This is a genomic window from Marinobacter litoralis, from assembly GCF_003336705.1.
Taxonomy (GTDB): Bacteria; Pseudomonadota; Gammaproteobacteria; order Pseudomonadales; family Oleiphilaceae; genus Marinobacter; species Marinobacter litoralis.
Window position 1 is genome coordinate 95,941 of the sequence record NZ_QMDL01000002.1, and the last position, 23,350, is coordinate 119,290.

Annotated in this window: 22 protein-coding genes and 1 tRNA gene; 5 read left to right on the forward strand and 18 right to left on the reverse strand. The window is 54.7% G+C overall.

All coding sequences use genetic code 11. The features are described from left to right. Nucleotides 1-99: 99 nt before the first annotated feature. The 18 genes from DOQ08_RS05890 to rpsB all read right to left on the reverse strand — a co-directional run bounded on the left by DOQ08_RS05890 (nucleotide 100) and on the right by rpsB (nucleotide 16,989). Entirely contained in the window at nucleotides 100-858 is a 759-nt protein-coding gene (locus tag DOQ08_RS05890; RefSeq protein WP_114333991.1) for an alpha/beta fold hydrolase, read from the reverse strand. Beyond that, nucleotides 858-1,964, reverse strand: a complete 1,107-nt coding sequence (locus DOQ08_RS05895) for a M14 family zinc carboxypeptidase (RefSeq protein WP_114333992.1) — start codon at nucleotides 1,962-1,964, stop codon at nucleotides 858-860. The genes DOQ08_RS05890 and DOQ08_RS05895 overlap by 1 nt, the downstream gene beginning before the upstream one ends. Before the next feature lie 283 nt (nucleotides 1,965-2,247). Next, nucleotides 2,248-2,324 (reverse strand) — tRNA-Met (locus tag DOQ08_RS05900). Nucleotides 2,325-2,398: 74 nt separating this feature from the next. Then, nucleotides 2,399-3,082, reverse strand: coding sequence for a ribonuclease HII (gene rnhB, locus DOQ08_RS05905; RefSeq protein ID WP_114333993.1), 684 nt, complete (start codon nucleotides 3,080-3,082; stop codon nucleotides 2,399-2,401). Then, nucleotides 3,082-4,260 carry a lipid-A-disaccharide synthase gene (gene lpxB / locus DOQ08_RS05910; protein WP_114333994.1) on the reverse strand — a complete coding sequence of 393 codons (1,179 nt, stop codon included), beginning with the start codon at nucleotides 4,258-4,260 and terminating at the stop codon, nucleotides 3,082-3,084. Before lpxB ends, rnhB begins: the two co-directional genes overlap by 1 nt. 18 nt (nucleotides 4,261-4,278) lie before the next feature. Next, entirely contained in the window at nucleotides 4,279-5,070 is a 792-nt protein-coding gene (gene lpxA, locus DOQ08_RS05915) for an acyl-ACP--UDP-N-acetylglucosamine O-acyltransferase (protein WP_114333995.1), read from the reverse strand. Then, entirely contained in the window at nucleotides 5,070-5,504 is a 435-nt protein-coding gene (fabZ, locus tag DOQ08_RS05920) for a 3-hydroxyacyl-ACP dehydratase FabZ (RefSeq protein WP_206074830.1), read from the reverse strand. Before fabZ ends, lpxA begins: the two co-directional genes overlap by 1 nt. Before the next feature lie 14 nt (nucleotides 5,505-5,518). Further along, complete coding sequence (gene lpxD, locus DOQ08_RS05925; RefSeq protein ID WP_114333997.1) at nucleotides 5,519-6,544, reverse strand: UDP-3-O-(3-hydroxymyristoyl)glucosamine N-acyltransferase; 1,026 nt, start codon at nucleotides 6,542-6,544, stop codon at nucleotides 5,519-5,521. A 39-nt stretch (nucleotides 6,545-6,583) separates the two neighbouring features. After that, nucleotides 6,584-7,081 (reverse strand): OmpH family outer membrane protein, encoded by a 498-nt coding sequence (locus DOQ08_RS05930; protein ID WP_114333998.1) that lies wholly within the window; start codon nucleotides 7,079-7,081, stop codon nucleotides 6,584-6,586. Nucleotides 7,082-7,124: 43 nt separating this feature from the next. Beyond that, the gene (bamA, locus tag DOQ08_RS05935) at nucleotides 7,125-9,443 is read right to left on the reverse strand and encodes an outer membrane protein assembly factor BamA (RefSeq protein WP_114333999.1); all 2,319 of its coding nucleotides are present in this window, start codon (nucleotides 9,441-9,443) and stop codon (nucleotides 7,125-7,127) included. A gap of 45 nt (nucleotides 9,444-9,488) precedes the next feature. Continuing rightward, complete coding sequence (rseP, locus tag DOQ08_RS05940; protein ID WP_114334000.1) at nucleotides 9,489-10,838, reverse strand: RIP metalloprotease RseP; 1,350 nt, start codon at nucleotides 10,836-10,838, stop codon at nucleotides 9,489-9,491. Nucleotides 10,839-10,889: 51 nt separating this feature from the next. Next, a complete protein-coding gene (ispC, locus tag DOQ08_RS05945; protein ID WP_114334001.1) occupies nucleotides 10,890-12,074 on the reverse strand; it encodes a 1-deoxy-D-xylulose-5-phosphate reductoisomerase in 1,185 nt (394 codons plus the stop codon). Further along, nucleotides 12,071-12,922: a phosphatidate cytidylyltransferase gene (locus DOQ08_RS05950; RefSeq protein ID WP_114334701.1), complete on the reverse strand. Its 852-nt coding sequence runs from the start codon at nucleotides 12,920-12,922 to the stop codon at nucleotides 12,071-12,073. Before DOQ08_RS05950 ends, ispC begins: the two co-directional genes overlap by 4 nt. 19 nt (nucleotides 12,923-12,941) lie before the next feature. Further along, the gene (gene uppS, locus DOQ08_RS05955; RefSeq protein WP_114334002.1) at nucleotides 12,942-13,712 is read right to left on the reverse strand and encodes a polyprenyl diphosphate synthase; all 771 of its coding nucleotides are present in this window, start codon (nucleotides 13,710-13,712) and stop codon (nucleotides 12,942-12,944) included. Between the two features lie 62 nt (nucleotides 13,713-13,774). Further along, nucleotides 13,775-14,332: a ribosome recycling factor gene (gene frr / locus DOQ08_RS05960; RefSeq protein ID WP_114334003.1), complete on the reverse strand. Its 558-nt coding sequence runs from the start codon at nucleotides 14,330-14,332 to the stop codon at nucleotides 13,775-13,777. A gap of 18 nt (nucleotides 14,333-14,350) precedes the next feature. Beyond that, the gene (pyrH, locus tag DOQ08_RS05965) at nucleotides 14,351-15,085 is read right to left on the reverse strand and encodes a UMP kinase (RefSeq protein WP_114334004.1); all 735 of its coding nucleotides are present in this window, start codon (nucleotides 15,083-15,085) and stop codon (nucleotides 14,351-14,353) included. A gap of 193 nt (nucleotides 15,086-15,278) precedes the next feature. After that, nucleotides 15,279-16,148: a translation elongation factor Ts gene (tsf, locus tag DOQ08_RS05970; protein WP_114334005.1), complete on the reverse strand. Its 870-nt coding sequence runs from the start codon at nucleotides 16,146-16,148 to the stop codon at nucleotides 15,279-15,281. Nucleotides 16,149-16,239: 91 nt separating this feature from the next. Next, nucleotides 16,240-16,989 carry a 30S ribosomal protein S2 gene (gene rpsB / locus DOQ08_RS05975; RefSeq protein WP_114334006.1) on the reverse strand — a complete coding sequence of 250 codons (750 nt, stop codon included), beginning with the start codon at nucleotides 16,987-16,989 and terminating at the stop codon, nucleotides 16,240-16,242. A gap of 250 nt (nucleotides 16,990-17,239) precedes the next feature. Between rpsB and map the strand changes: the two genes are divergently transcribed. The 5 genes from map to dapD all read left to right on the forward strand — a co-directional run bounded on the left by map (nucleotide 17,240) and on the right by dapD (nucleotide 23,326). After that, nucleotides 17,240-18,010, forward strand: a complete 771-nt coding sequence (map, locus tag DOQ08_RS05980; RefSeq protein WP_114334007.1) for a type I methionyl aminopeptidase — start codon at nucleotides 17,240-17,242, stop codon at nucleotides 18,008-18,010. Continuing rightward, the gene (locus DOQ08_RS05985) at nucleotides 18,011-20,656 is read left to right on the forward strand and encodes a [protein-PII] uridylyltransferase (protein WP_114334008.1); all 2,646 of its coding nucleotides are present in this window, start codon (nucleotides 18,011-18,013) and stop codon (nucleotides 20,654-20,656) included. It begins immediately after the preceding gene. Beyond that, nucleotides 20,653-21,855 carry a succinyldiaminopimelate transaminase gene (gene dapC, locus DOQ08_RS05990; protein ID WP_114334009.1) on the forward strand — a complete coding sequence of 401 codons (1,203 nt, stop codon included), beginning with the start codon at nucleotides 20,653-20,655 and terminating at the stop codon, nucleotides 21,853-21,855. The genes DOQ08_RS05985 and dapC overlap by 4 nt, the downstream gene beginning before the upstream one ends. Further along, nucleotides 21,852-22,193, forward strand: coding sequence for an ArsC family reductase (locus DOQ08_RS05995; RefSeq protein ID WP_114334010.1), 342 nt, complete (start codon nucleotides 21,852-21,854; stop codon nucleotides 22,191-22,193). Before dapC ends, DOQ08_RS05995 begins: the two co-directional genes overlap by 4 nt. Before the next feature lie 104 nt (nucleotides 22,194-22,297). Then, entirely contained in the window at nucleotides 22,298-23,326 is a 1,029-nt protein-coding gene (gene dapD / locus DOQ08_RS06000) for a 2,3,4,5-tetrahydropyridine-2,6-dicarboxylate N-succinyltransferase (protein WP_114334011.1), read from the forward strand. The last annotated feature ends 24 nt before the right edge of the window (nucleotides 23,327-23,350 follow it).

The window sequence follows — 23,350 nt, forward strand, 5'->3', positions numbered from 1 at the left end:
TGACTCGCTGCCCGCTAACCAACAGCAGACCGATTTAAGCCGAGATTAAAGATGGAGCTTTACAACCAGATGAAGAATTTACGATGAAGCGATGACAATTCAGTTGGTGCGTGCCTGAACGCATTCATCGAATGGAAAGTAGGCTTTCAATTGCTCGATCAACCAGGGTGAATCGTCCAATGGCAAGTCATGACCAGCGTCAGGGTGCAGTTCCAAAGGGCACTCAAGCGACTTGGCCAAATCGCGGCTGCAACGCCAGTCTGTTATACGGTCGCGGTAACTGGCCAACACAAGGGTTGGCATCTTGGGAACCTTACGTGGTGGTTTATAGCAGGAGGCCGCATAGAGCTGACGAATTACATCGCCCCGCCGAACCGGGCGCTCACGCTGAATCGTCTGCCATTGCCGAGCAACCTCATCACTAATGGGGCGGTTACTCGTAAGAGCCAAAATGGCGCGCTCCCGCTTATCACTGTCGGCTTGTGTCAGCATGCGCATAACAGGCGTCCATTGAACAGGGCGCATTCGCCGCCAAGGCGAACTCAATCGGGAACTGGAAGAAATCAGCACCAGACTTGCACAATCTTCAGGCCGATTGAGTGCCCAGTCTAGCGCCACCATACCTCCGAGAGACAGTCCGATCAGCCCAAGCGGGCGTGGCAGATTACGAGTCACCCGATCAGCGAACTGGCGAGCCTCCACAATGGAGGTGGGCGAGCGAAAATCCCGAGCTAGCCCGGTGCCAGGCAGGTCAACTGTATGAAATTTATCCACGGGGCGCGCCCGCCGAAGCTGCTCTGGCCAGTCGCCCCAATGAGCACTTTCCCTTGCCAGCCCTCGGATTAACAACCAATCCATTATAGGTTCTCGCCCTTACTGTACCAATGCGTCCTGGCAGCGGCCCGCAGCCACTCGCCTTCAGATGGGGTGGGCAGCCAGCTGTCGTAATTCGCGCTTGCGTTGAGCAGGAAATCAAACAAAAGCATATGGCTGCGAAGAACCCGATGATGGCGGTGAGTCACCAGAGGGTTGAACAGCCCTTCCCGGCTGAACAACTGGCGGGGACGCTTGCGCAACCAGCGCCACGAGCCCATCTCAAGAGTCAGCGGAAGCCAAGGGGCACTGGCCGCACGATTATGGCGTTTATAAAAATAGTCCCACAGATCTCCATGGGTAACGTAATGCTCCGATTGCGGCTCAAACTGATAGTCGTGGTGGGGGTAGGCTTGTTCCCAAAGCAGCTTCAGGGCCATAACGGACGAGATGTTACGCATGGGCCGGCGCCGGTAAGCGTAGGGAAACCATATCTGATCACGCCAGCCGAAACCTGAGTGGCAGTCGAGCGATACGCTGAATGGCCGGCCGGGCAACACCTCTTCGATGATACTCTGCAACGCGAGGTTCTCAGGCTCCATCCCTTGATCAAGCTTGCCTCTGTACCAAGGCAGTGACGGTGATAGTCGTTGCCCGCCCACCAGAAAGGTACTTGGGCTCTGGGCTGAAATGGGCGCATTGCGCATAAGGTCCACACCGGCAGGATTACTGCGCCGGCCCAGATACATCCCGCCGGGATTAAGCAGGGGCACAACCACCAACCGTACCTGCTGCAGAAATTCAGCCAGATGCTCATCCCAGCGAAGCCTGTTGGCTAGGCTTTGCAACCATGCCGTAACCACTTGAGTGCCGATGCGCTCCAGCCCGTGCACTCCGCCCAGCAATAGCAACGCAGGACGGTCAGCTGGCGCACCACCAACATCGACACGGTAAATTGGCAACTTATGAGAGCCCACAGGAATGCTTGCACTCACCTGCACTGAAAACTGCTTTGGTGATTCGGCGAGGGTACGCTCCAACTCGATCAGCTCAGGTAAGCGCCTGCGCAACTGCCGCCGCTGCTTTCCATCACGCAATCCCTGTTGTTCCGGCACCACCTTGATGTGAGTGAGGTCGCTAAGCTCCGTCATGGGCCTATCTCACGTCATTCGGTGCGCGTCTGCATCCGGCGAACGGCGTAATTGCTGACATCATCAGGCCTACCTCTGGCAATTTCGTCAAAGATAACGAAACCAGATGAAATTCAGGTGTCAGCATTCCTACGATTATGTGACAAACCTAGCTATGAATTACACAAACCCGGCGCGACAGTTTGTGCTCTTTGAGAAATTCGGAGGCAGGCACAGAGGAATTCCGAGGTACAGAAAGCAAAAAAGGCAGACCAGTAAGTTACTGATCTGCCTTTCTTTTATATGGTAGCGGGGGCTGGATTCGAACCAACGACCTTCGGGTTATGAGCCCGACGAGCTACCAGACTGCTCCACCCCGCATCAAACTGTTCGTCTTATTTCGGGGCCAACCCCGATCAACGTGGCGCAAATAGTACAGATAACTATCTGACGCGTCAACCAATATCTTCAAACAAATCGGTTGGGTAATTCAGATCGTCATCCGCACTGCCCGGCTGCTGATACAAACCTACCGTTTCAATGGCCACCTGAACCGGCTTGAAAGACCGCCGGTGCTCGGGAGTTGCCCCCAGACGCATCAAAGCTTCCTGATGAACCGGTGTCGGGTACCCTTTGTGCTTGGCGAAGCCGAAACCGGGGTATTTTTCTTCCAGCTCGTCCATTTCCCGATCACGGGTAACTTTGGCGACAATGGATGCAGCGCTGATGGCCTCAACCCGGCCGTCCCCTTTAACGACTGGCTCCGATGGCCACTGCCATTTGGGGCAACGATTGCCATCCACCAAAACGTATTCCGGAGCGATCGCCAGACCATCTACCGCTCGCTGCATCGCAAGCATGGTTGCCTGATAAATGTTGAGCCGATCAATTTCTTCCGGTTCGCAGCGGCCGAGACTCCAGGCTGCTGCCTTTTCGAGAATTTCGTCATACAGCCTTGACCGCTTCTTCTCAGTCAGCTTTTTGGAGTCCGCCAATCCCGCGATTGGCCGCTCCGGGTCGAGAATAACCGCGGCGGTAACCACGGCGCCCACCAACGGTCCCCGCCCTACTTCATCAACGCCCGCCAAAAGCACTCCCTGATAGGCACACTCAAACGGTGGCAGATCTTTGCCAGCCATTAACGCTTACTCTCAATGAGCTTGGACACGGCTGTCGCTGCCCGCTCATCGGCATTTTGTTTTAGAGCAATGTGCAATTCGGTAAAAGCTTCTTTCAAGGCCGCACGCCCCGACGTATCTTCAAGACGTTCCAATACCGCGGCACCCAGAGCTTCAGGTGTCGCATCGTCCTGCAACAGCTCAGGCACGAGCTCTTTCTTGGCAAGCAGATTCGGTAAAGCGACCCAAGGCACCTTCACTAAACGCGAAAGCAAAGCAAAACTGAAGTTACTGAGCCGATAACCCACCACCATAGGCTTTTTCAGCAGCATGGCTTCCAATGTGGCCGTTCCTGATGCGAGCATCACTACGTCACTCGCTGCCATAACCTCACGAGAGCGACCGCGCACCAAGGTCACCGACAGTTTGACCTCAAGGGATTCCACCAACTCCTGAATCTGGCGCTCGCGATCACGGTTTACGCACGGAATGACCAACTGGATATCCGGCCTACGGCTTTGCAACCACCTCGAAGCTTCTAAAAACAGGGTTCCAAGACGCTCGACCTCACCACCGCGACTACCGGGCAGCACCGCCAAAACCGGCTTATCCGCATCAAGGCCAAGCGCCTCACGGGCGGCCAAGGTGTCTGGTTCCATCGGCACCCGGTCGGCAAGCGGGTGGCCCACAAAAGCTACGGGTACGTTATGCTCTTCGTAAAACCGGGCCTCGAAAGGAAGCAGCGTAAGCATTAAGTCGATCGATTTGGCAATTTTGAAAATGCGTTTCTGGCGCCAAGCCCATACCGAAGGACTGACATAATGCACGGAAGGAATGCCCGCCTCCCGACACCGTCGCTCGATGGTAATGGTGAAATCGGGCGAATCGATGCCGATGACAACATCAGGAGGGGTTGTAAAGAAGTAATCAAGAAGACGGGCACGGATGCTGAACAGCTCCCGGATACGTCCCAGAACCTCCACAAGCCCCATCACGGAAAGCCGTTCCATGGGAACCAAAGAATGGAAGCCCTCGGCGATCATCTCGTCGCCACCAATACCAACAAAGCGAGCGTTGGGGTACCTCAAGCGAAGCGACCGCACGAGCCCGGCACCGAGAATATCCCCCGATGCCTCTCCCGCGATAATCGCTATGGTCACCTTGCGAAAGCTGACTGGCTCTACCTGAACATCTGCCACCGGCAGTCTCCTGCCGACCTAGCGTATGATGCCGCGATCCGATCCCCGGAGCGAGGCAATCAGAGGCTTCATCACAGGGTTATCAGCGTAACTTTTCTCAAGTTCGGCCAACGCTTGCTCGCTGGTTAAACCTTGTCGGTAGATCACCTTGTAGGCACGTCGTAACGCCAACAAATCTTCTTTGCTGAACCCACGGCGCTTTAAGCCCTCGACATTCATACCGTGCGGCTGAGCGGATTGACCGCTGGCCATAACATACGCGGGAATATCTTTCAGAACGATGCTGCCACCGGCCGCCATACTGTGTGCGCCAATGTGACAGAACTGATGCACCATGGTGCCACCACCCAGAATTGCGAAATCACCGACCGTGACATGGCCTGCCAAGGTCGCACAGTTCGCCAGAATGGTGCCATTGCCAACCACACAGTCGTGCGCAACGTGCACATAAGCCATCAACAGGTTATCGCTACCAATGCGTGTTTCGCCGCGATCTTGAGTGGTGCCACGATGAATAGTGCAGTTCTCGCGAATGGTATTGTTGTCACCAATAATGAGTGTTGTAGGCTCACCTGCGTACTTCTTGTCCTGACACTCTTCTCCGACACTGGAGAACTGGAATATTCGGTTATTTTTACCAATAACCGTTGGACCTTTCACAACAACGTGGGAAAGAATCTCGGTGTTGTCACCGATTTCGACCCCAGGGCCAATATAGCTCCAAGGCCCAACAGTTACGTTAGCCCCCAGCTTGGCTGATGGGTCAACAATCGCTTGAGGATGGACACCCGACCAGTCATTTGTCGCCATCAAACTTCTCTCTCAGCGGTTAATATTTCTGCCACACACACAACGTCGCCATCGACCAACGCGCGGCAATTAAATTTCCACAGACCGCGCTTGGCAGAAACAAGCTCGGACTCCAGTTCCAGACGGTCTCCCGGGCGCACAGGACGCTTAAAACGGGCCTTATCAGAACCAGCCAAATATTGTATCACGCCGTCTGATGGTTTCCGCCCAACCGTCACAAATCCCAGAATACCGGAAAGCTGCGCCATGGCTTCAATGATTAGCACACCCGGCATAATGGGGTTATCAGGAAAATGACCGGTGAAGAACGGCTCGTTAAACGACACGTTCTTATAGCCTTTGATGGATACGCTTTTTTCGACCTCGGTTACCCGATCGACCAGCATAAACGGGTATCTATGGGGCAAGTATTCTAAAATTTCTTCGATATTCATGCTCATGACCGGACTCAGCCCTTAAATTTCTTCTCAAGTTCTTTGATTCGTCGCGCCAAGCCGTCTAGCTGCCTGAAACGAACTGCATTTTTCCGCCACTGCCGGTTTTTGTCTGCTGGCAGACCGGACGAATACACACCCGGTTCCGAAATATCGTTGGTGACCATGCTCATCCCTGTCAGATGTACCTGGTCCGCTATGTTCAAATGCCCCGCTACTGCAGAAGCACCACCAAACACGCAGTATTTACCAATACTCGTACTGCCTGCGATGGCCGACAACGCTGCCATCGCAGTGTGGTCCCCTATCTGGACGTTGTGGGCAATCTGGATAAGGTTGTCGAGTTTTACGCCGTTACCAATAACTGTCGGGCCCAAGGCTCCTCGGTCAATCGTCGTATTGGCACCCACTTCAACGTCATCACCCAGAATCACACCTCCCAACTGGGCAATGCGATGCCACTCACCTTTCTCATTGGCAAACCCGAAACCGGCTCCGCCAATAACCGCACCGCTCAGAATGCTGCAACGCTGGCCCAGCTGAACATCGTGAGCCAACGTCACGCGCGGACTCAGCACCGTGCAATCGCCGACACGCGAGCGGGCACCAACAACGGAACCTGCACCGACAACCACTTGTTCGCCAATAACCACCTCAGTCTCAATCACAACATGAGGCCCGATACTGGCAGTAGAGGAAATGGTCGCGCTGGGGTCAACAACTGCGCTCGGATGGATGCCCGCCGAAGCAACGGGGGTACGGTCAAACCAATGGCTGAGACGAGCATAGCCCATGTAAGGGTTGTCCAATATCAGGACATTGGTCTGAGCCTGGTCAGCCGTGGCAGGAGAAACAATGACCGCTCCCGCGCGAGAGTCTTTCAGGTACTTACCGTATGACGGATTCGCCAGAAAACTGATCTGGCTGGGGCCCGCTGCTTGCAGGGTTGCCATACCAGATACCCGGGCGTCCGGATCTCCCCGGAGGCTGGCCCCCAACGCATCAGCAATTTCCTGAAGACGATAGGATGTTTCTGCCATTGTTATCTCCACATATCCGGACCGGGGAGGCCCTGTTTTTTAACGGTTTAGCTTTTCAAGCAATTGCGGGGTCAGATTCATCTCCGGCTTCACGTAAACAACCGCTTCGCTCGGCAAAATCAAATCCAGGTCGTGCTCCTCCAACAGCTCTTTAACTGCCTCATCCACCTCGGGGCGCGCTCCTTCCAGGAACTGTTGTTTGCGCTGTGCCACGGTTGAGTCGAGACGCTGCTTAAGGAAGTTGAATTCCTGAACCTTCTCCTGAAATTCAGTCGCCAGTTTGGTGCGCTCGCTGTCGTTCATCATCGCCCCGTCTTTCTCCAGGCGATCCTTCAATTTACGAGCGGCTTCCTGAGCCTCGCGCACTTTGTTTTCATCAGCGGCGAAATCTTTCTGCAGCTTTTCACTGAACGCCTGAGCGTCGTTTGACGAAAACAATGCCTGTCGCAGATCTACCACGCCCACGCGAGTCTCTGCCGCAGCGTGAAAAGAGAAGGCCAGTAATAGCGAACCTAGTACTACTGAAATACGTTTCATCAAAACTCTCCTTTGTTTCATCTTTTCGTTTTTATATTACGTGTCAGAACGTTTGTCCCAGCGAGAACTGGAACACCTGAGTATCGTCACCGCTCTTGTCATTCAGCGGCTTCGCGAGACTGAACGCCAGCGGGCCGACAGCGGTAATCCATTGGAAACTCACACCCGCCGATGTACGCACTTCTGTTAGCTCCGGATCGTAATCACGGTCTGTATCAAAGACCTGACCGGCATCCAGGAAAAACGACGTGCGCATGCTCCGGGAATCGCCCGCAAACGGTGTCGGGAAAATTAGCTCAAGGCCTGCTTCCGTCAACAGGTTGCCGCCAAACGGATCCGGATCGGAAAAATCGTTTGGCTGGTTTGTCGCTTTGTTACCCAAAGAATTGGCTCGATAACCCCGCACCGATCCGTAACCACCCGAATAGAAGTGTTCGAAGAACGGCATCTGCGAACGGTCGCCGTAGCCATCACCAAAGCCAACTTCGGTTCGCGCTCGGACAATCCAGCGATGGCTCTCTACCAATGGGAAATAAAAGTCCGTTCGGTGACTCGCCTTGTAGAAAGTCAGATCACTAACCGGTACCGCCACATCCAACGACAGGGAATGACTATAGCCTTTGGTTGGAAGCACGCCGCGGTTCAAGGTACTCCGGCGCCAGCTACCAAACAGGAAGTAGTTGGTGAAGGAGTCCCCTTCGTCTTCAATAAACGTTCTGACTTCTTCCGATGAAAAAATGCCTTTTTTGATGTCTGACTGGGTAACGCCCACACCAAAGTTCAGGCGGGTGATGGAATCCGTCGGGTAACCAAACGTCATCCGGGCACCGTATTCGTCCAGCAGGTAGGATGAAATATCCTCTTCCTGATAATCTGTTTCGCGTGCGAACAGACTGAAGCCACGACTTACTCCGTCAACAGTGTAATACGGGTTCATGTAGGAAACGTTGGCACTTTTCACGGAATCGCTGAAATTCACACCAAACGATACCCGCTTACCGCTACCGAAGAAGTTATTCTCGGACACCGATGCCCCAAGAATCACACCGGAGTTCTGCGAGAAGCCCACCGACGCAGACAAGCTTCCTGTCGGTTGCTCTTGTACGCTGTAATTAACGTCTACCAGATCGTCTGACCCTGGAACCGGCACGGTTTCCACATCAACCGTTTTGAAGAAACCCATGCGCTCAAGACGCGTTTTGGAGAATTCAATCCGGTCGGAAGAGGCGACCCCGCCTTCCATCTGCGTCATTTCCTGACGCAGCACTTCGTCTTTGGTAGACACGTTGCCGTTGAAATTAACGCGGCGCACGTAGGCACGCTTACCGGGCTCGATGTAAAAGGTTACCTTCGCCGTATGGTCTTCATTAGGCTCGGGCACTGCGTTCACACTCGCAAACGCATAGCCTTCACGGCCAAGGCGGAAGGACAAGGCTTCGGAAATCGCCGTCATCTGAGCGCGCGAGAACACGTCGCCTTCTTTCACCGGAATAAATTTGCGCAGTTCTTCCTCTTCAAGAATCAGATTACCGCGCAACTGAATATCGGAGATGGTGTACTGTGGCCCCTCGTTAAGAGCCATCGCGATGAAGACTTGCTGCTTGTCCGGCGAGATAGACACCTGACTGGATTCGACATTGAAATCCAGGTACCCACGGTCCAAATAGAACGAACGCAAGGTCTCCAGATCACCGCTAAGCTTTTCACGAGCGTATTTGTCGCTGTTGGTCAGAGAGTTCCACCAACTGCTGCTGCGAAGCTCAAAAAGATCCGTCAACGTCTCATCGTCGAACTCTCGGTTACCGACAATGTTGATGTTCTGAATAGCGGCAACCGAGCCTTCGTTGATATCCAGCCGTATGGCCACACGGTTACGCGGAAGCTCTTCAGCGGAGGCCTTCACCCGGGCGTTGTAGCGCCCCTGTGCGATGTAGGATCGCAGAATTTCAAGCTCCAGACGCTCAAGGGTCGCCCGGCGAAAGACCTGCCCTTCATCAAGGCCCGCACCGGCCAAGGCATCTTTCAGCATATCGGTTTCAATGTTTTTATTACCCTCGATTTCGATCGACGAAATCGAGGGGCGTTCACGGACCGTCAAAATCAATACGCCAGCGTCTCTGCTGACTTCGATATCGGTAAACAGTCCCGTGCGAAACAAATCTTTGATGGCCGCCGCCAGGCGAGCTTCATCAATTTGCTCGCCCATATTAATTGGAAACGCGGAAAACACCGAACCCGCAGATACCCGCTGCAGGCCTTCCACCTCAATGTCCGCAACCGTGAATTCGTCCGCCAACGCTGGCTTCATACCGGTTGCGGTAATCGCGAGGCCAACAGCTACAGCTAGAAGAGAACGTCTCATTCAGTTATATCGCCTGGTTAATGTGCGGTAAGGAGCCCGCAATTCTCACAACCGCATCAGGTCGTTGTAAAGAGCAAACACCATTAAAGTCAGGATCAAAGCCATACCAATTCGTAACCCTAGCTCTTGAGCCCTTTCCGATAAGGGTTTCCGGCGAATAGCCTCAATCGTGTAATACACGATGTGGCCACCGTCCAGCACCGGTACTGGCAACAAATTCAGTACACCCAGACTTACACTGAGGTAAGCCAGAAAACGAACAAAATCCTCAAACCCCGAACTGACACTGGCTTCGGCAACCCGGGCAATCGTAATCGGCCCACTCAGATTCGTCGGTGACAGAAGTCCCGTCACCATCTTCTTGATGGCAACCAGAGTCAAACGGGTGTCGGCCCAGGTCTCGTGAAGGGCATTCGGTATCGCAGCCAAAGGCCCGAACTGCACCTCCCGAAGCACTTCGTCAGGCCATGAAATAGCCTCAACTCCCGCACCCACAAAGCCTATCACCTGCCCGTCGTCCTGAGCACGAGATCCCGGCGTAACGGCCACGTCAAGCTGAGAACCGTTTCGATCTACCGTCAGCACTAACGCCTGTTCAGGTGCATTACGAATGTACTCAACCAAGGCAAACCAATTGGCTACGGGCTCGCCATCTACAGCCAAGACACGGTCACCCGCCTGCAGCCCGGCAGCTTGGGCGCGACCACCTTCGACGATCTGCCCCAATACTGCCGGAACTTCAGGACGCCAAGGAGTCACACCAAACTCGGCCAAGGGGTTGGGTGCATCGTCACTCAGCGCCCAACCGTTCAGCGGTCCTGACACTACCCCCCGAGAACCCTGCTCGGAAACTTCCAAAGACACTTGGCCGTGCTCTCCCGCACGCTCCAGCAGACGCATATTCACATCCCGCCAGGATGTTACCCGATGGCCGTCCACCGAATGTATTTCCATGCCTTCCTGCAAACCGACTCGTTCAGCGGTACTGCCTTCTGCCACGTCACCAACAATCGGAGCGACCGTCGTGACACCGACGACGCTGATCAACCAATAAGCCAGAATTGCAAAAATAAAGTTGGCTATAGGGCCGGCTGCGGCGATGGCGATGCGCTGAGACGGTGGTTTCGACGTGAAGGCTTGGTCCCGCAACTCGTCGGGAACCGGACCTTCACGCTCGTCCAGCATTTTTACGTAGCCACCCAGCGGGATGGCCGCGATGGCGTACTCAGTGCCCTGCCGGTCATACCAGGAGAACAGCGGTTTACCGAAACCAACCGAGAATCTAAGGACTTTCACGCCGAAACGCCGAGCTACCCAGAAGTGCCCGTACTCGTGCAGGGTAACCAGGATTCCCAGAGTCAGCGCTAATGCCAGTACGCTTTGAATAATCTGCATAGGTCTTCCGGTGTTGGTCTGGGCTACAGCTTAACGAAACGCCGACCGATATCAGGCCGACAATAAACCAATCTGCTCACTGGCTTGCACCCGTGCTTCAGCATCTTTAGCAAAAATGGTTTCAAAGCTATCGGCATCCACCACTTCAGTGGCTGCCAGCGTTCGCTCTATGATAACGGGGATATCGGTAAAGGACAGCTTACCTTCAAGAAATGCAGCAACCGCAATTTCATTTGCAGCATTGAGAACGGCGGGCGCCGTGCCGCCAGTCGCAAACGCATCGGCCGCCAAACGCAAACACGGGAAGCGCTGGACATCCGGGCGTTCGAAATGGAACTTACCGATAGCAAACAAATCGAGCGGCGCCACACCCGCCGCTATGCGCTCCGGCCATGCCATACCATTCGCAATGGGCGTGCGCATATCAGGGCTTCCCATCTGGGCCAGTACCGAGCCGTCTGCATACTCCACCATCGAGTGAATAATGCTCTCCGGATGCACATGCACTTCAACATGGTCTGGTGTGGTATTGAACAGCCAGCAGGCTTCAATAAGCTCCAAACCTTTGTTCATCAGGGTGGCAGAATCAACCGAGATTTTTTGGCCCATGGACCAGTTCGGGTGCGCACAGGCCTGAGCCGGCGTTACCGAATCCAAGGACTCTTTTGAAAAGGTACGGAAGGGTCCCCCAGAGGCAGTCAGCAAGATGCGAGTGATGCCGGCAGCAACGGGGTTACGTATTTTGTCGGCGGGCATGCACTGGAAAATGGCGTTGTGCTCTGAGTCAATCGGCAAAAGTTCCGCGCCCGATGCGGCCACTGCGTCCATAAACAGCTTACCGGACATCACCAGCGCTTCTTTATTCGCTAACAGTACCCGCTTACCAGCACGAACCGCCGCCAGTGTTGGCGCAAGACCGGCCGCACCAACGATCGCGGCCATCACGGTATCAGCTTCTTCGGCCGCGGCTACCTGACACAACCCCGGCTCGCCACTGAGCACGGTCGTTTCCGGCAAATCTTCAAGCAGGCTTTCAAGCTCACGGGCAGCATCGATATCGGCCATGACTGCATAAGCCGGTTTGAATTCCCGACACAAGGCCGCTAATTCCTGCGCTTTCGTGCCTGCCGTCAGCGCCCACACCGAAAAGCGTTCCGGATGCCGGCGAACAACGTCGAGTGTACTAAGCCCTATGGAGCCGGTCGCCCCTAAAACGGTAACGCTGCGCTGGGTCATAAAGACACGCTGGTTGCGCTCAGCCAACCGAGCAACGTAATGATCAAAGCAAAAACCGGGATCGCAGCGGTGAGGCTGTCAATCCGGTCCATAATGCCGCCGTGCCCCGGCAACAACTGACTGCTGTCTTTGATGCCGCGGAAACGCTTGAGCATGCTCTCGAGCAGGTCGCCCAAAACTGACACGAAGCCGGTAAACAAGCTGGCAACCAGCAACAACAGTGTTTCTTGAAGACTGGCACTGGCGATGTAACTGGCCACCAAGGCCAACACACCAACCGCGACCAAACCGCCCCAGACACCTGCCCAAGACTTTCCAGGGCTCACCCGAGGGGCCAACTTAGCCTTACCAAACGCTCGGCCTGCGAAATACGCGCCTATGTCGGCTACCCAAACCATCAGGAAGACATAGAGAATCACCAACAAGCTGTTCGTCAAAGCGCCAAACTCAAAAGCGCCGGTACGCAGGTGATTCAAACCAACCCACGCAGGCAGGAGTACCAGTAACCCCATTAACGCCCTGACCGCCGTGGAACCCCAGGCATCAGACCCTCTCGGGTAACGACTAACCAGACCAAAGCACACCAACCACCAAGCAAACGCCAACGATAAAACGACCACCGCGGACACATTCAGTTGTGATATCAGTGCCATCAAAACGGCAACGCCGACTGCATAGGCAACGCGACCGCCCTGCCCTTCAATACCCGACATATTCGCCCACTCCCAAGCTCCGAGCGCAATAATTGCACCGGTGAAGAGCGAGAAGCCAAACGCGGGTAAGAAGAAAATGCCAACGATCGCAATCGGGGCCAGAATGAGAGCGGTAATAATTCGAGTTTTAAGCACGGTAATAATCGCTATGTCGTTATTGTTTTGAGGCTTGGGATTCAAGCTGATCGTCGGTTTGACCAAAGCGACGCTTGCGTTGGCCGTATGCCTCCAACGCTTTCAGCATTTCTTCAGCTTTGAAATCGGGCCAGAAAACGTCGGAGAAGTAAAACTCCGTATAGGCCAAGTGCCACAACAAAAAGTTGCTGATGCGCTGTTCACCGGCAGTACGAATCATCAAGTCAGGCATCGGCAAATCCCCGATACTCATGTTCTGCTGAATCAAATCGTCGGTAATATCGGAAGGAGCCAACTCTCCGGCGCGAACTTTTTCCGCAACCGCCTGAGTGGCTTGGGTGATGTCCCAGTGCCCACCATAGTTGGCGGCGATCACCAGCGTCATCGCTGTATTATCGCGAGTCAGCGCCTCGGCTTTTTCCATGTGTTCCTGGAGCAACGGGTTAAATGCGGTGCGATCGCCAATAATCCTCAACCGGATATTATTGCGATGAAGCTTTCGAACTTCCCGCTCAAGCGCGATCACAAACAGCCGCATCAAAGCCGATACTTCGTCTTTTGGGCGGCGCCAGTTTTCACTGGAGAATGCAAACAGAGTAAGCACCTCAACGCCTTGCCGCGCACAGGTTTCTACAACGGCTTTAACCGCATCCACTCCTGCCTTATGGCCCGCGACTCCTTTCAATCGCCGCGCTTTCGCCCACCGATTATTGCCATCCATGATAATGGCCACATGCCGGGGACGGCTGCTTGCCGTCACCGGAATTTCTGCGGTTATTTGATCCGTCATGAAACCCTCTGCGCAGTGGCACTTTCAACCACTGCTGACTCTGTTTCTGAACAATCTGACGGTTAAACCGCCATCAGATCCTCTTCCTTCGCCTTGAGCATCTTTTCGATTTCGGCGATGTACTTGTCGGTCAGCTTCTGAATTTCGTCTTCGCCACGGCGCAGATCGTCCTCACTGATTTCCTTCTCTTTCAGCAGGTCTTTCAGCATGCCGTTCGCGTCACGGCGCGCATTACGCACAGACACACGGCCTTGCTCCGCATCGCCACGAGCCTGCTTGACCATTTCCTTACGGGTCTGCTCGGTCAACATCGGCATTGGAACACGGATGGCATCACCGTTGCTGGACGGGTTCAAGCCGAGGTCCGACATCATGATGGCTTTCTCAATCGCTGAAATGATGCTCTTTTCCCAAGGGGCAACCAGCAACGTACGGTTGTCTTCCACGTTCACGCTGGCCACCTGCTTCAGCGGGGTGTCCTGCCCGTAGTAGTTCACCATTACGCTATCAAGAATCGCAGGGTGAGCGCGACCGGTACGGATTTTGTTGAAAGCCGAGGTAAGCGCCTCAAGGCTCTTCTGCATTTTTGATTCAGCTTCAGTCTTAATATCGTCAATCACGTCGAAACCCTCAATTCGTTACTCAATCAATGTGCCTTCTTTCTCACCGGTCACAATGCGGGTGAGAACGCCTGGCTGGTTCATATCAAACACCCGCAACGGCATGCCATGATCACGAGCCAGACAAATAGCGGTAAGGTCCATCACGCCAAGCTTGCGATCCAAAACTTCATCGTAGGTCAGGCGATCGTATTTTACTGCGGTGGGGTCCAGATTGGGATCCGCGTTATACACACCATCCACTTTTGTCGCCTTGAGAACAGCATCCGCCTCAATCTCGATACCGCGAAGACATGCGGCTGAGTCGGTCGTAAAGAAAGGATTGCCGGTACCCGCACTAAAAATCACCACGTCGCCTTCTTTCAGATCGCGAACAGCGCGGCGGCGATCATAATGTTCAACAATACCGCTCATGGGGATCGCAGACATAACGCGGGTACGTATGTTCGAGCGCTCTAAGGCATCGCGCATGCCCAAGCCGTTCATAACGGTTGCCAGCATACCCATGTGATCGCCTGTTACCCGATCCAGCCCAGCCTCGCTCAATGCCGCGCCGCGGAATAGGTTGCCACCACCAATAACCAGCGCGACCTGAACGCCAATACCAACAAGCGCTCCGATCTCTAATGCCATGCGGTCAAGTACTTTAGGATCAATACCGAACTCGTGCTCCCCCATCAGGGCTTCGCCACTAAGCTTCAGCAGAACACGCTTGTATCTGGGCTGATTGGTTGAAGTTGTCGGTGTCGGCATGGTGATCCCCTTTTCGTCTTTTGGCTGTGCGGCTTCAAACCCTTGGCAGGCTTGTATCTGACATATCCCTCTCATCCTAGCGCAAAAAAGGGGTATCTCAGATACAAGCCCGCCACGAAAGCCGGGCAAACCCGGCTGACGTGGCAGACTTAGGTAGCGCTTCTGTCTTTGACAAAAGCGCTCAAAAAATGGATCAGGCCTTGCCTGTGCCAGCGGCAGCAGCCACTTCAGCAGCAAAATCCACTTCTTCTTTTTCGATGCCTTCACCCACTTCCAGACGAGTAAAGCCAACCAGCTCGCCACCGGCGGCTTTGATCAACTCACCCACTTTCTGCTCTGGGTTCTTAACGAAAGGCTGCTCAACCAGGCTGTTTTCAGCCAGGAACTTCTTGATACGGCCGCCCATCATCTTTTCAACGATTTCGGCAGGCTTGCCTTCCATATCCGGCTGAGACTTGATGATTTCTTTCTCTTTCTCGAGCTCTTCAGCAGGCATTTCTTCCGGCTTGCCAACGCGCGGGTTAACCGCAGCTACGTGCATAGCGATGTCGCGGGCCAGCTCTTCAGTGCCAGCAGTCAGCGCAACAACGGCAGCAATTTTGCTGTTGCTGTGAACGTATCCACCAACAACCGGACCTTCAACCTTAACCAGACGACGAACAGTGATGTTTTCGCCGATCTTCTGAACCAGCGCTTCACGCTTGCCTTCCAGATCGCCTTCCATCAGCTTCGCAACGTCAGTTTCGCCTTTTTCAAACGCAACGTTCAGAACGTCGTTAGCGAAGTTCATGAAGTTGTCGTCACGGGCAACGAAGTCAGTTTCAGAGTTAACTTCCAGGATGAAAGCAACAGTCTTGTCGTCAGAAACCTTAACCAGAGACACACCTTCAGCAGCGGTACGACCGGCTTTCTTGGCAGCCTTCAGGCCAGACGACTTACGAAGCTCTTCAATTGCAGCGTCAACACTGCCGCCAGCTTCAACCAGTGCTTTTTTGCACTCCATCATGCCAAGACCAGTGCGCTCACGCAGCTCTTTGACCATTGCAGCGGTAATTGCAGCCATGTTCAGTCCTCTCAATCAGTTACAAATTCGGTGGGAAGGCATGCCCGATAAAAAGGGGCATGCCTTATAACTTAAACCAGACGGTTAAGTATTACTCGGCAGCTGGAGCAGCGCCTTGGGCATCTTCGCTAACTTCTACGAACTCGTCAGCGCCGCCGGCAGTCTGGGAAGACTCCAGGCAAGTATCAGCAACCGCTTTCACGTAGATCTGGATAGCGCGGATAGCGTCGTCGTTACCCGGGATTACGTAGTCAACGCCGTCAGGATCGCTGTTGGTATCAACAACACCAATAACAGGGATGCCCAGCTTGTTCGCTTCTTTAATAGCGATACGCTCGTGGTCTACGTCAACAACGAACAGCGCGTCTGGCAGGCCGCCCATGTCTTTGATACCACCGATAGAACGCTCAAGCTTATCCATCTCGCGGGTACGCTCAAGAGCTTCTTTCTTGGTCAGCTTGTCGAAAGTACCGTCTTTGCTCTGGGCTTCCAGATCACGGTAGCGACGGATAGACTGACGAATGGTCTTGTAGTTGGTGAGCATGCCACCCAACCAGCGGTGGTTAACGTAAGGCTGGCCGGAACGCAGTGCTTCTTCCTTGATAATCTTGGCTGCGGCACGCTTGGTACCAACAAACAGGATCTTGTTCTTGCTTTCAGTCAGCTGCTGAATGAAATCCAGCGCCTGGTTCATCGCAGGAACAGTCTGCTCAAGGTTGATGATGTGAATCTTGTTACGAGCACCAAAGATGTATTTACCCATCTTCGGGTTCCAGTAACGGGTTTGGTGTCCAAAGTGAGCACCTGCTTTCAGCAGGTCACGCATATTTACCTGAGCCATGATATTTACCTTTTAGCTTCGGGTTAGGCCTCCACGCGTCCAATTGCCCCAACCTGTCTCCTTAAAGCAGGAGCCGGCACCCTGGGACAACGTGCTGACACGTGTGTGAATTTGCCGAGTTTTGTTTCGGCGGGCGCGTTTATACCATATTCCGCTTCCGCAACGCCATTACTTTTGGCAAATACCTTCCTTGTACCTATTGCTCCGGCCCCTTAAAATGCGGGCTTGATGCATATAAACAGGAAGTCCGATGCAAGTATCTATTAAGACCCCCGAAGAAATCGAAAAGATGCGGGTAGCCGGCCGCCTGGCAGCCGAAGTTCTCGAAATGATTGGCGAGTACGTCAAGCCCGGTGTTACTACCGAAGAGCTTGACCGCATCTGCCACGACCACATTGTTAATAAACAGCAGGCCATTCCAGCCCCGCTGAACTACAAAGGATTCCCGAAGTCCATCTGCACCTCGGTAAACCACGTGGTATGCCACGGCATCCCGACAGACAAAAAAGTCCTGAAGGATGGTGATGTCATCAACATCGACGTCACCGTGATCAAAGATGGCTACCATGGCGACACCAGCAAAATGTGGATCGTCGGCAAGCCCAAGCCCGGCTCGGAACGCCTGATCCAGATTACTCAGGAATGCCTGTATAAAGGCATTGAACTGGTCAAGCCCGGCGCACGCCTTGGCGACATTGGCCACGTAATCCAAAAGCACGCCGAGAAGCACCGCTACTCCGTGGTTCGGGATTATTGCGGCCACGGCATCGGAGCCGTGTTCCATGAAGAGCCTCAGGTTATGCATTACGGCACTCCGGGCACCGGCCTTGAGCTCAAAGAAGGCATGACCTTCACCATCGAGCCGATGCTAAACCAAGGCAAATACCACACCAAACTGTTGGCCGATGGCTGGACGGCGGTCACCAAAGACCACAAATTGTCCGCACAGTGGGAACACACCATTCTGGTTACCGCGGATGGTTACGAAGTGCTGACCAAGCGATCAGAAGAGTCTTTCTAAGTGGACCAAAGCGAGCTGGAACACCGTATCAGTAACGACCCGTCACCGGTTGTTGCGGCAAGGGAGTTTTTACAACACCACTACAACGCCGATGCCGAAGCTTTCCGGCAAGGAGCCGACGTCAGGGCTCTGGTTCACGCCAGAGCCGCGACCGTTGATACGGTGCTTCGATTAATCTGGAATCGTTACCCCCTGTCCAGCTCGCCCGACATCGCTCTGGTCGCCGTTGGCGGTTACGGCCGGGGCGAGCTTCACCCCCACTCGGACATTGACCTACTCATTCTCACCCGAGCCGACACGGAAAGCGCGTGGCAAGACGACCTCAGCGCATTCATCACCCTGCTCTGGGACCTGAAACTGGATATCGGTCACAGCGTTCGCAATGTTAACGAATGCATTGCGGCCGCAAAACAAGACATAACCATCCTCACTAACCTACTGGAAACCCGAACCATCGCTGGCCCGGACAGCTTGAGGGAAGAGCTCACGGAACAGGTTTACCTTGACGACGTGATGTCAGACAAAGACTACTTTGTCGCCAAATGGGAAGAGCAGCAAAAACGCCACAAAAAATACGGCGATACCGAGTACAACCTGGAACCCAACGTCAAAGGTTCCCCCGGTGCGCTGCGAGATATACAAACGATCGGATGGATCACCAAACGCCACTTTTTGCTGGAAAGCACAGCGGATCTCGCCCGGTTCAGCATTATTACCGAAGAAGAACACCGGGTGCTGCTGGAGGGCGAAACCTTCCTTTGGCGCTTACGCTTCGGCCTTCAGCTCATCGCGGGCCGAAATGAGAACCGATTGCTATTTGATCACCAGCGCGCCCTCGCTTCGATGCTGGGTTATAAGGATGAAGGCAAACGCCTCGGCGTCGAACTGATGATGCAGTCTTACTACCGCACTGTACTGGCATTGGCGGAGCTCACCGACGTTATTCTCCAATATTACGACGAAGCGATCCTCGGCAGTGGCAGCGAAGACGAAATTCGGCCACTGAACAAGCGCTTCCAAATGCGCAATTTCTACATCGAAGCCATCAACAATCAGGTCTTTGCCTACGCGCCTTATGCGATCATGGAGATCTTCGTGTTGATGGCGCAGCACCCGGAAATCAAGGGCATTCGTGCAACCACCATCCGGTCTCTTCGGGCACACCGGCACCTGATCGATGATGTGTTCCGGTCTGATCTGGCGGTGACCAGCCTGTTCATGGAGCTTCTGCGCACGCCTCACCCCTTGCATAAAACGCTCTCTGCAATGAAGAAGTACAACGTGCTGGGCCGATACTTGCCCGAATTTGGCGAGATCATTGGCCAGATGCAGCACGACCTGTTCCACATTTACACCGTTGATGCGCACACCATGCGCGTCATTCGCAACATGGTCAGGCTGACCAGTGACGAAGCCAGAACCGAGTACCCGCTGGCATCACGTTTGATCCACCGCTTACCGAAAATGGACACCCTGTTTATCGCCGGCCTTTACCACGACGTAGCCAAAGGCCGGGGTGGTGACCATTCAGAACTCGGCGCCATTGATGCTGAAGCTTTTTGTGAACGGCACCATTTAAGTGAGCGGGACACCCGGCTAATCGCTTGGCTGGTAGAGAACCACCTGCTCATGTCGATGACCGCCCAACGCAAAGACATCTCAGACCCGGGCATCATCCAGGCCTTTGCGCGGGCCATTCCCAGTCAGGCACACCTGGACTACCTTTACACCCTGACCGTGTGCGACATCAGCGCCACAAACCCCAAGCTTTGGAATACCTGGCGCGCCTCGCTTTTGCGCCAACTCTATATAGAAGCCAAGCGAGCACTGCGCCGTGGCATAGACACACCGGTTGACCGGCAGGCGTGGATTGATGCCACCCGTGAAGAAGCCCGGGAAATCCTCAACGCCCAGAACATGAGCGACGAGCAGATTGACCAAATCTGGGACACGGTGGACGAAGAATACTTCCTGCAGGATTCCACCGTCGATATCGCCTGGCAGACCGCTGCGATCATCCGCCATGGCGACAACCCGGACCCACTGGTCTTGATCCGCGACACCCGCGGCGGGCCAACCGACGGTTACTCCCAGATCATCATCTACATGAGAGACCGGGTCGCCCTGTTTGCAGCCACCACCGCCGTGCTGGAGCAGCTGAACCTGAACATCGTCGATGCTCGCATTAACTCCAGCGAAGGCCCGCACTCCATCAGTTCCTACATTGTGTTGGACGAGCAAGGGCAACCGCTAGGCATCGACCCCGCTCGCAAAGAACGGGCACGCAAGCGCCTGATCGAAGAACTGGATGATCCGGAAGACTACCCGGACATCATTCACCGGCGCACCCCAAGGCAACTCAAACACTTTGCCTTCCCCACGGAAGTGACCTTTTCGAACGACACCATTAACCAACGAACGTTAATGGAAGTCATCACCCCCGACCGCCCCGGTCTGCTGGCGCGAATTGGTCAGGTGCTGCTGGAGCACAGGGTGCGGCTGACCAACGCCAAAATCGCCACCTTGGGCGAGCGGGTAGAAGACGTTTTCTTTATTACTGATGAACAAGGCCGGCCACTGAGCGACCCTGCCAAGTGTGAAGCCTTACAACAGCACCTCTGCAAAATGCTGGACGATATTCAATGAATTCCAATCTTGAAAGACTGCACCCTTACCCCTTTGAGAAACTGGCGAAGCTGAAAGCCGGTATCACCGTACCGGAGCATCTCGCGCCCATTTCACTGGGCATTGGCGAACCCAAGCACCCTGCCCCAGCTTTCGTGAAACAGGTGGTGGCCGACAATCTGGACAGGCTCGCCAACTACCCAACCACCAAGGGCCTCGACGAACTGCGCGAAACCATTGCCAACTGGGCGACGCGCCGCTTCAGCTTGAGCGAAGGCTCAATGGACCCGGCTCGCAACATTGTTCCCGTTAACGGCACCCGCGAAGCCATTTTTTCTCTGGTGCAGGCTGTTGTGGATTCGAGCAAACCCGCTACCGTGGTCAGCCCGAATCCCTTTTATCAGGTGTACGAAGGCGCTGCATTCCTCGCGGGCGCCGATCCTGTTTACCTGCCTTGCGATGCCAGCAACGGTTTCATTCCGGATTTCGACAAGGTGCCGGAATCGGTCTGGGCCAGCTGCCAGGTCTTGTTCCTGTGCTCGCCCGGCAACCCCAGTGGCGCCGTAATCAGCCGTGAAACACTGACCAAAGTAATTGAGCTGGCCGACCGTCACGATTTTATTGTGGCGTCTGACGAGTGCTACTCCGAACTCTACCCGGACGAAGCCAATCCACCCGAAGGCCTGCTGCAAACCTGTGCCGCCATAGGCCGCCACGATTTTAAACGCTGCGTGGTGTTTCACAGCCTATCGAAGCGCAGCAACCTGCCTGGCCTGCGTTCCGGCTTTGTCGCCGGCGATGCCGACGTGTTGGCGGGTTACCTGAAATACCGGACCTACCACGGCTGCGCCATGCCCATTCACAATCAATTGGCCAGCATTGCAGCGTGGAACGACGAGGAACACGTCAAACAAAACCGGTCGGCGTATCGAGCCAAGTTCGAAGCGGTGGTTCCCATCCTGCGCGAAGTCATGAACGTCGACTTCCCGGATGCCGGCTTCTACCTCTGGCCGGAAACACCCTTCGATGACGAAACCTTTGCCCGCGAATTGTCGGCGCAGCAAAACGTACACGTACTGCCCGGCCGCTACCTGTCCCGCACCGTGGACGGCCACAACCCCGGCGAAAACCGGGTTCGCATGGCCTTGGTGGCACCTGTAGAAGAGTGCGTTGAAGCGGCTCACCGCATTGTCGAGTTTGTAAAAGGATTTAAAGCATGAAGCTCTACGGCATCAAGAACTGCGACACCGTCAAAAAAGCCCGTAAATGGCTGGATGAAAACGGCATCGCTTATGAATTCCACGATTTCAAAAAAGACGGCCTCACCAGCGAAAAGCTGGCCGAGTGGGAGCAATCGTTGAATTGGGAAACACTGATCAACAAGCGCGGCACCACCTGGCGAAAACTTCCGGATGAGGTTCGTGATACCATGACGGCCCAAACTGCCCACCAAGTTATGCTGGAGAACACCTCCATCATCAAACGCCCGGTTGTTGAACGCGGCGAAACGGTGACCGTGGGCTTTAACGCAGACGAATGGGCTGCGTGGACGAACTAACACACTAATACCGCCTGCCGCTTACATCTTCCCCATGGGAAAGAAGTAAGGGCGAGCGAGAAAGAACTCGGTTTTTAAACTTAAGTAACAGGAGCAACCACCAGATGAGTTTTGCATTCGGCATCGGCATCGGCACCCAGAACAACCAGGGCGAATGGCTGGAAGTGTTCTACCAGCAACCGGTTATGACCCCAGGCAAAGACCTGATCGACGTGGTTGAAACCGCGCTGAACTACAAAGGTGGCAACCAGGCCATCGAAGCGAGCGCCGAGCAGCTGACTCAGTTCGCCACCTCCCTCCGCCAGCTGGGCGAAACCGCTCAAGCAAAACTGGCCGAGCAAGCTGCTGAAAGCAAAAGCCCGGTGGTCGTCACCGTACTCGCGACCGACGATACCGCGTCCAGCACGCCTGAGGTGTACCTGAAGCTGCACTTGATTTCTCACCGCTTGGCCAAGCCCCACAGCCTGAAGCTGGACGGCATCTTCGGCCTGCTGCCAAACCTGGCCTGGACCAACGAAGGCGCCATTGACCTGAACGAACTGCCAGCTCGCCAGCTGCAGGCTCGAGTTGAAGGTCGCACTCTGGAAGTGAAATCTGTCGATAAGTTCCCGCAGATGACCGATTACGTGGTACCGAAAGGCGTGCGTATCGCCGACACATCCCGCGTTCGTCTGGGCGCTTACGTGGGTGAAGGCACCACCGTAATGCACGAAGGCTTTATCAACTTCAACGCCGGCACCGAAGGTACCAGCATGATCGAAGGCCGTATTTCTGCGGGCGTAATGATCGGCAAAGGGTCTGACCTGGGCGGCGGTTGCTCCACCATGGGCACCTTGTCTGGTGGCGGCAACATCATCATTTCTGTAGGCGAGAACTGCCTGCTGGGCGCAAACGCTGGCATCGGCATCCCGCTGGGCGACCGTTGCACCGTAGAAGCCGGTTTGTACATCACCGCAGGCACCAAAGTTGCCCTATTGGACGACAACAACGAACTGGTTGAAGTGGTTAAGGCCCGTGACCTGGCCAGCAAGAACGACCTGCTGTTCCGCCGCAATAGCCAGACCGGCGCAGTGGAGTGCAAAACCAACAAATCAGCCATCGAGCTGAACGAAGAACTGCACGCCAACAACTAAGACCCGCACAAGCCCCTTTTCCGC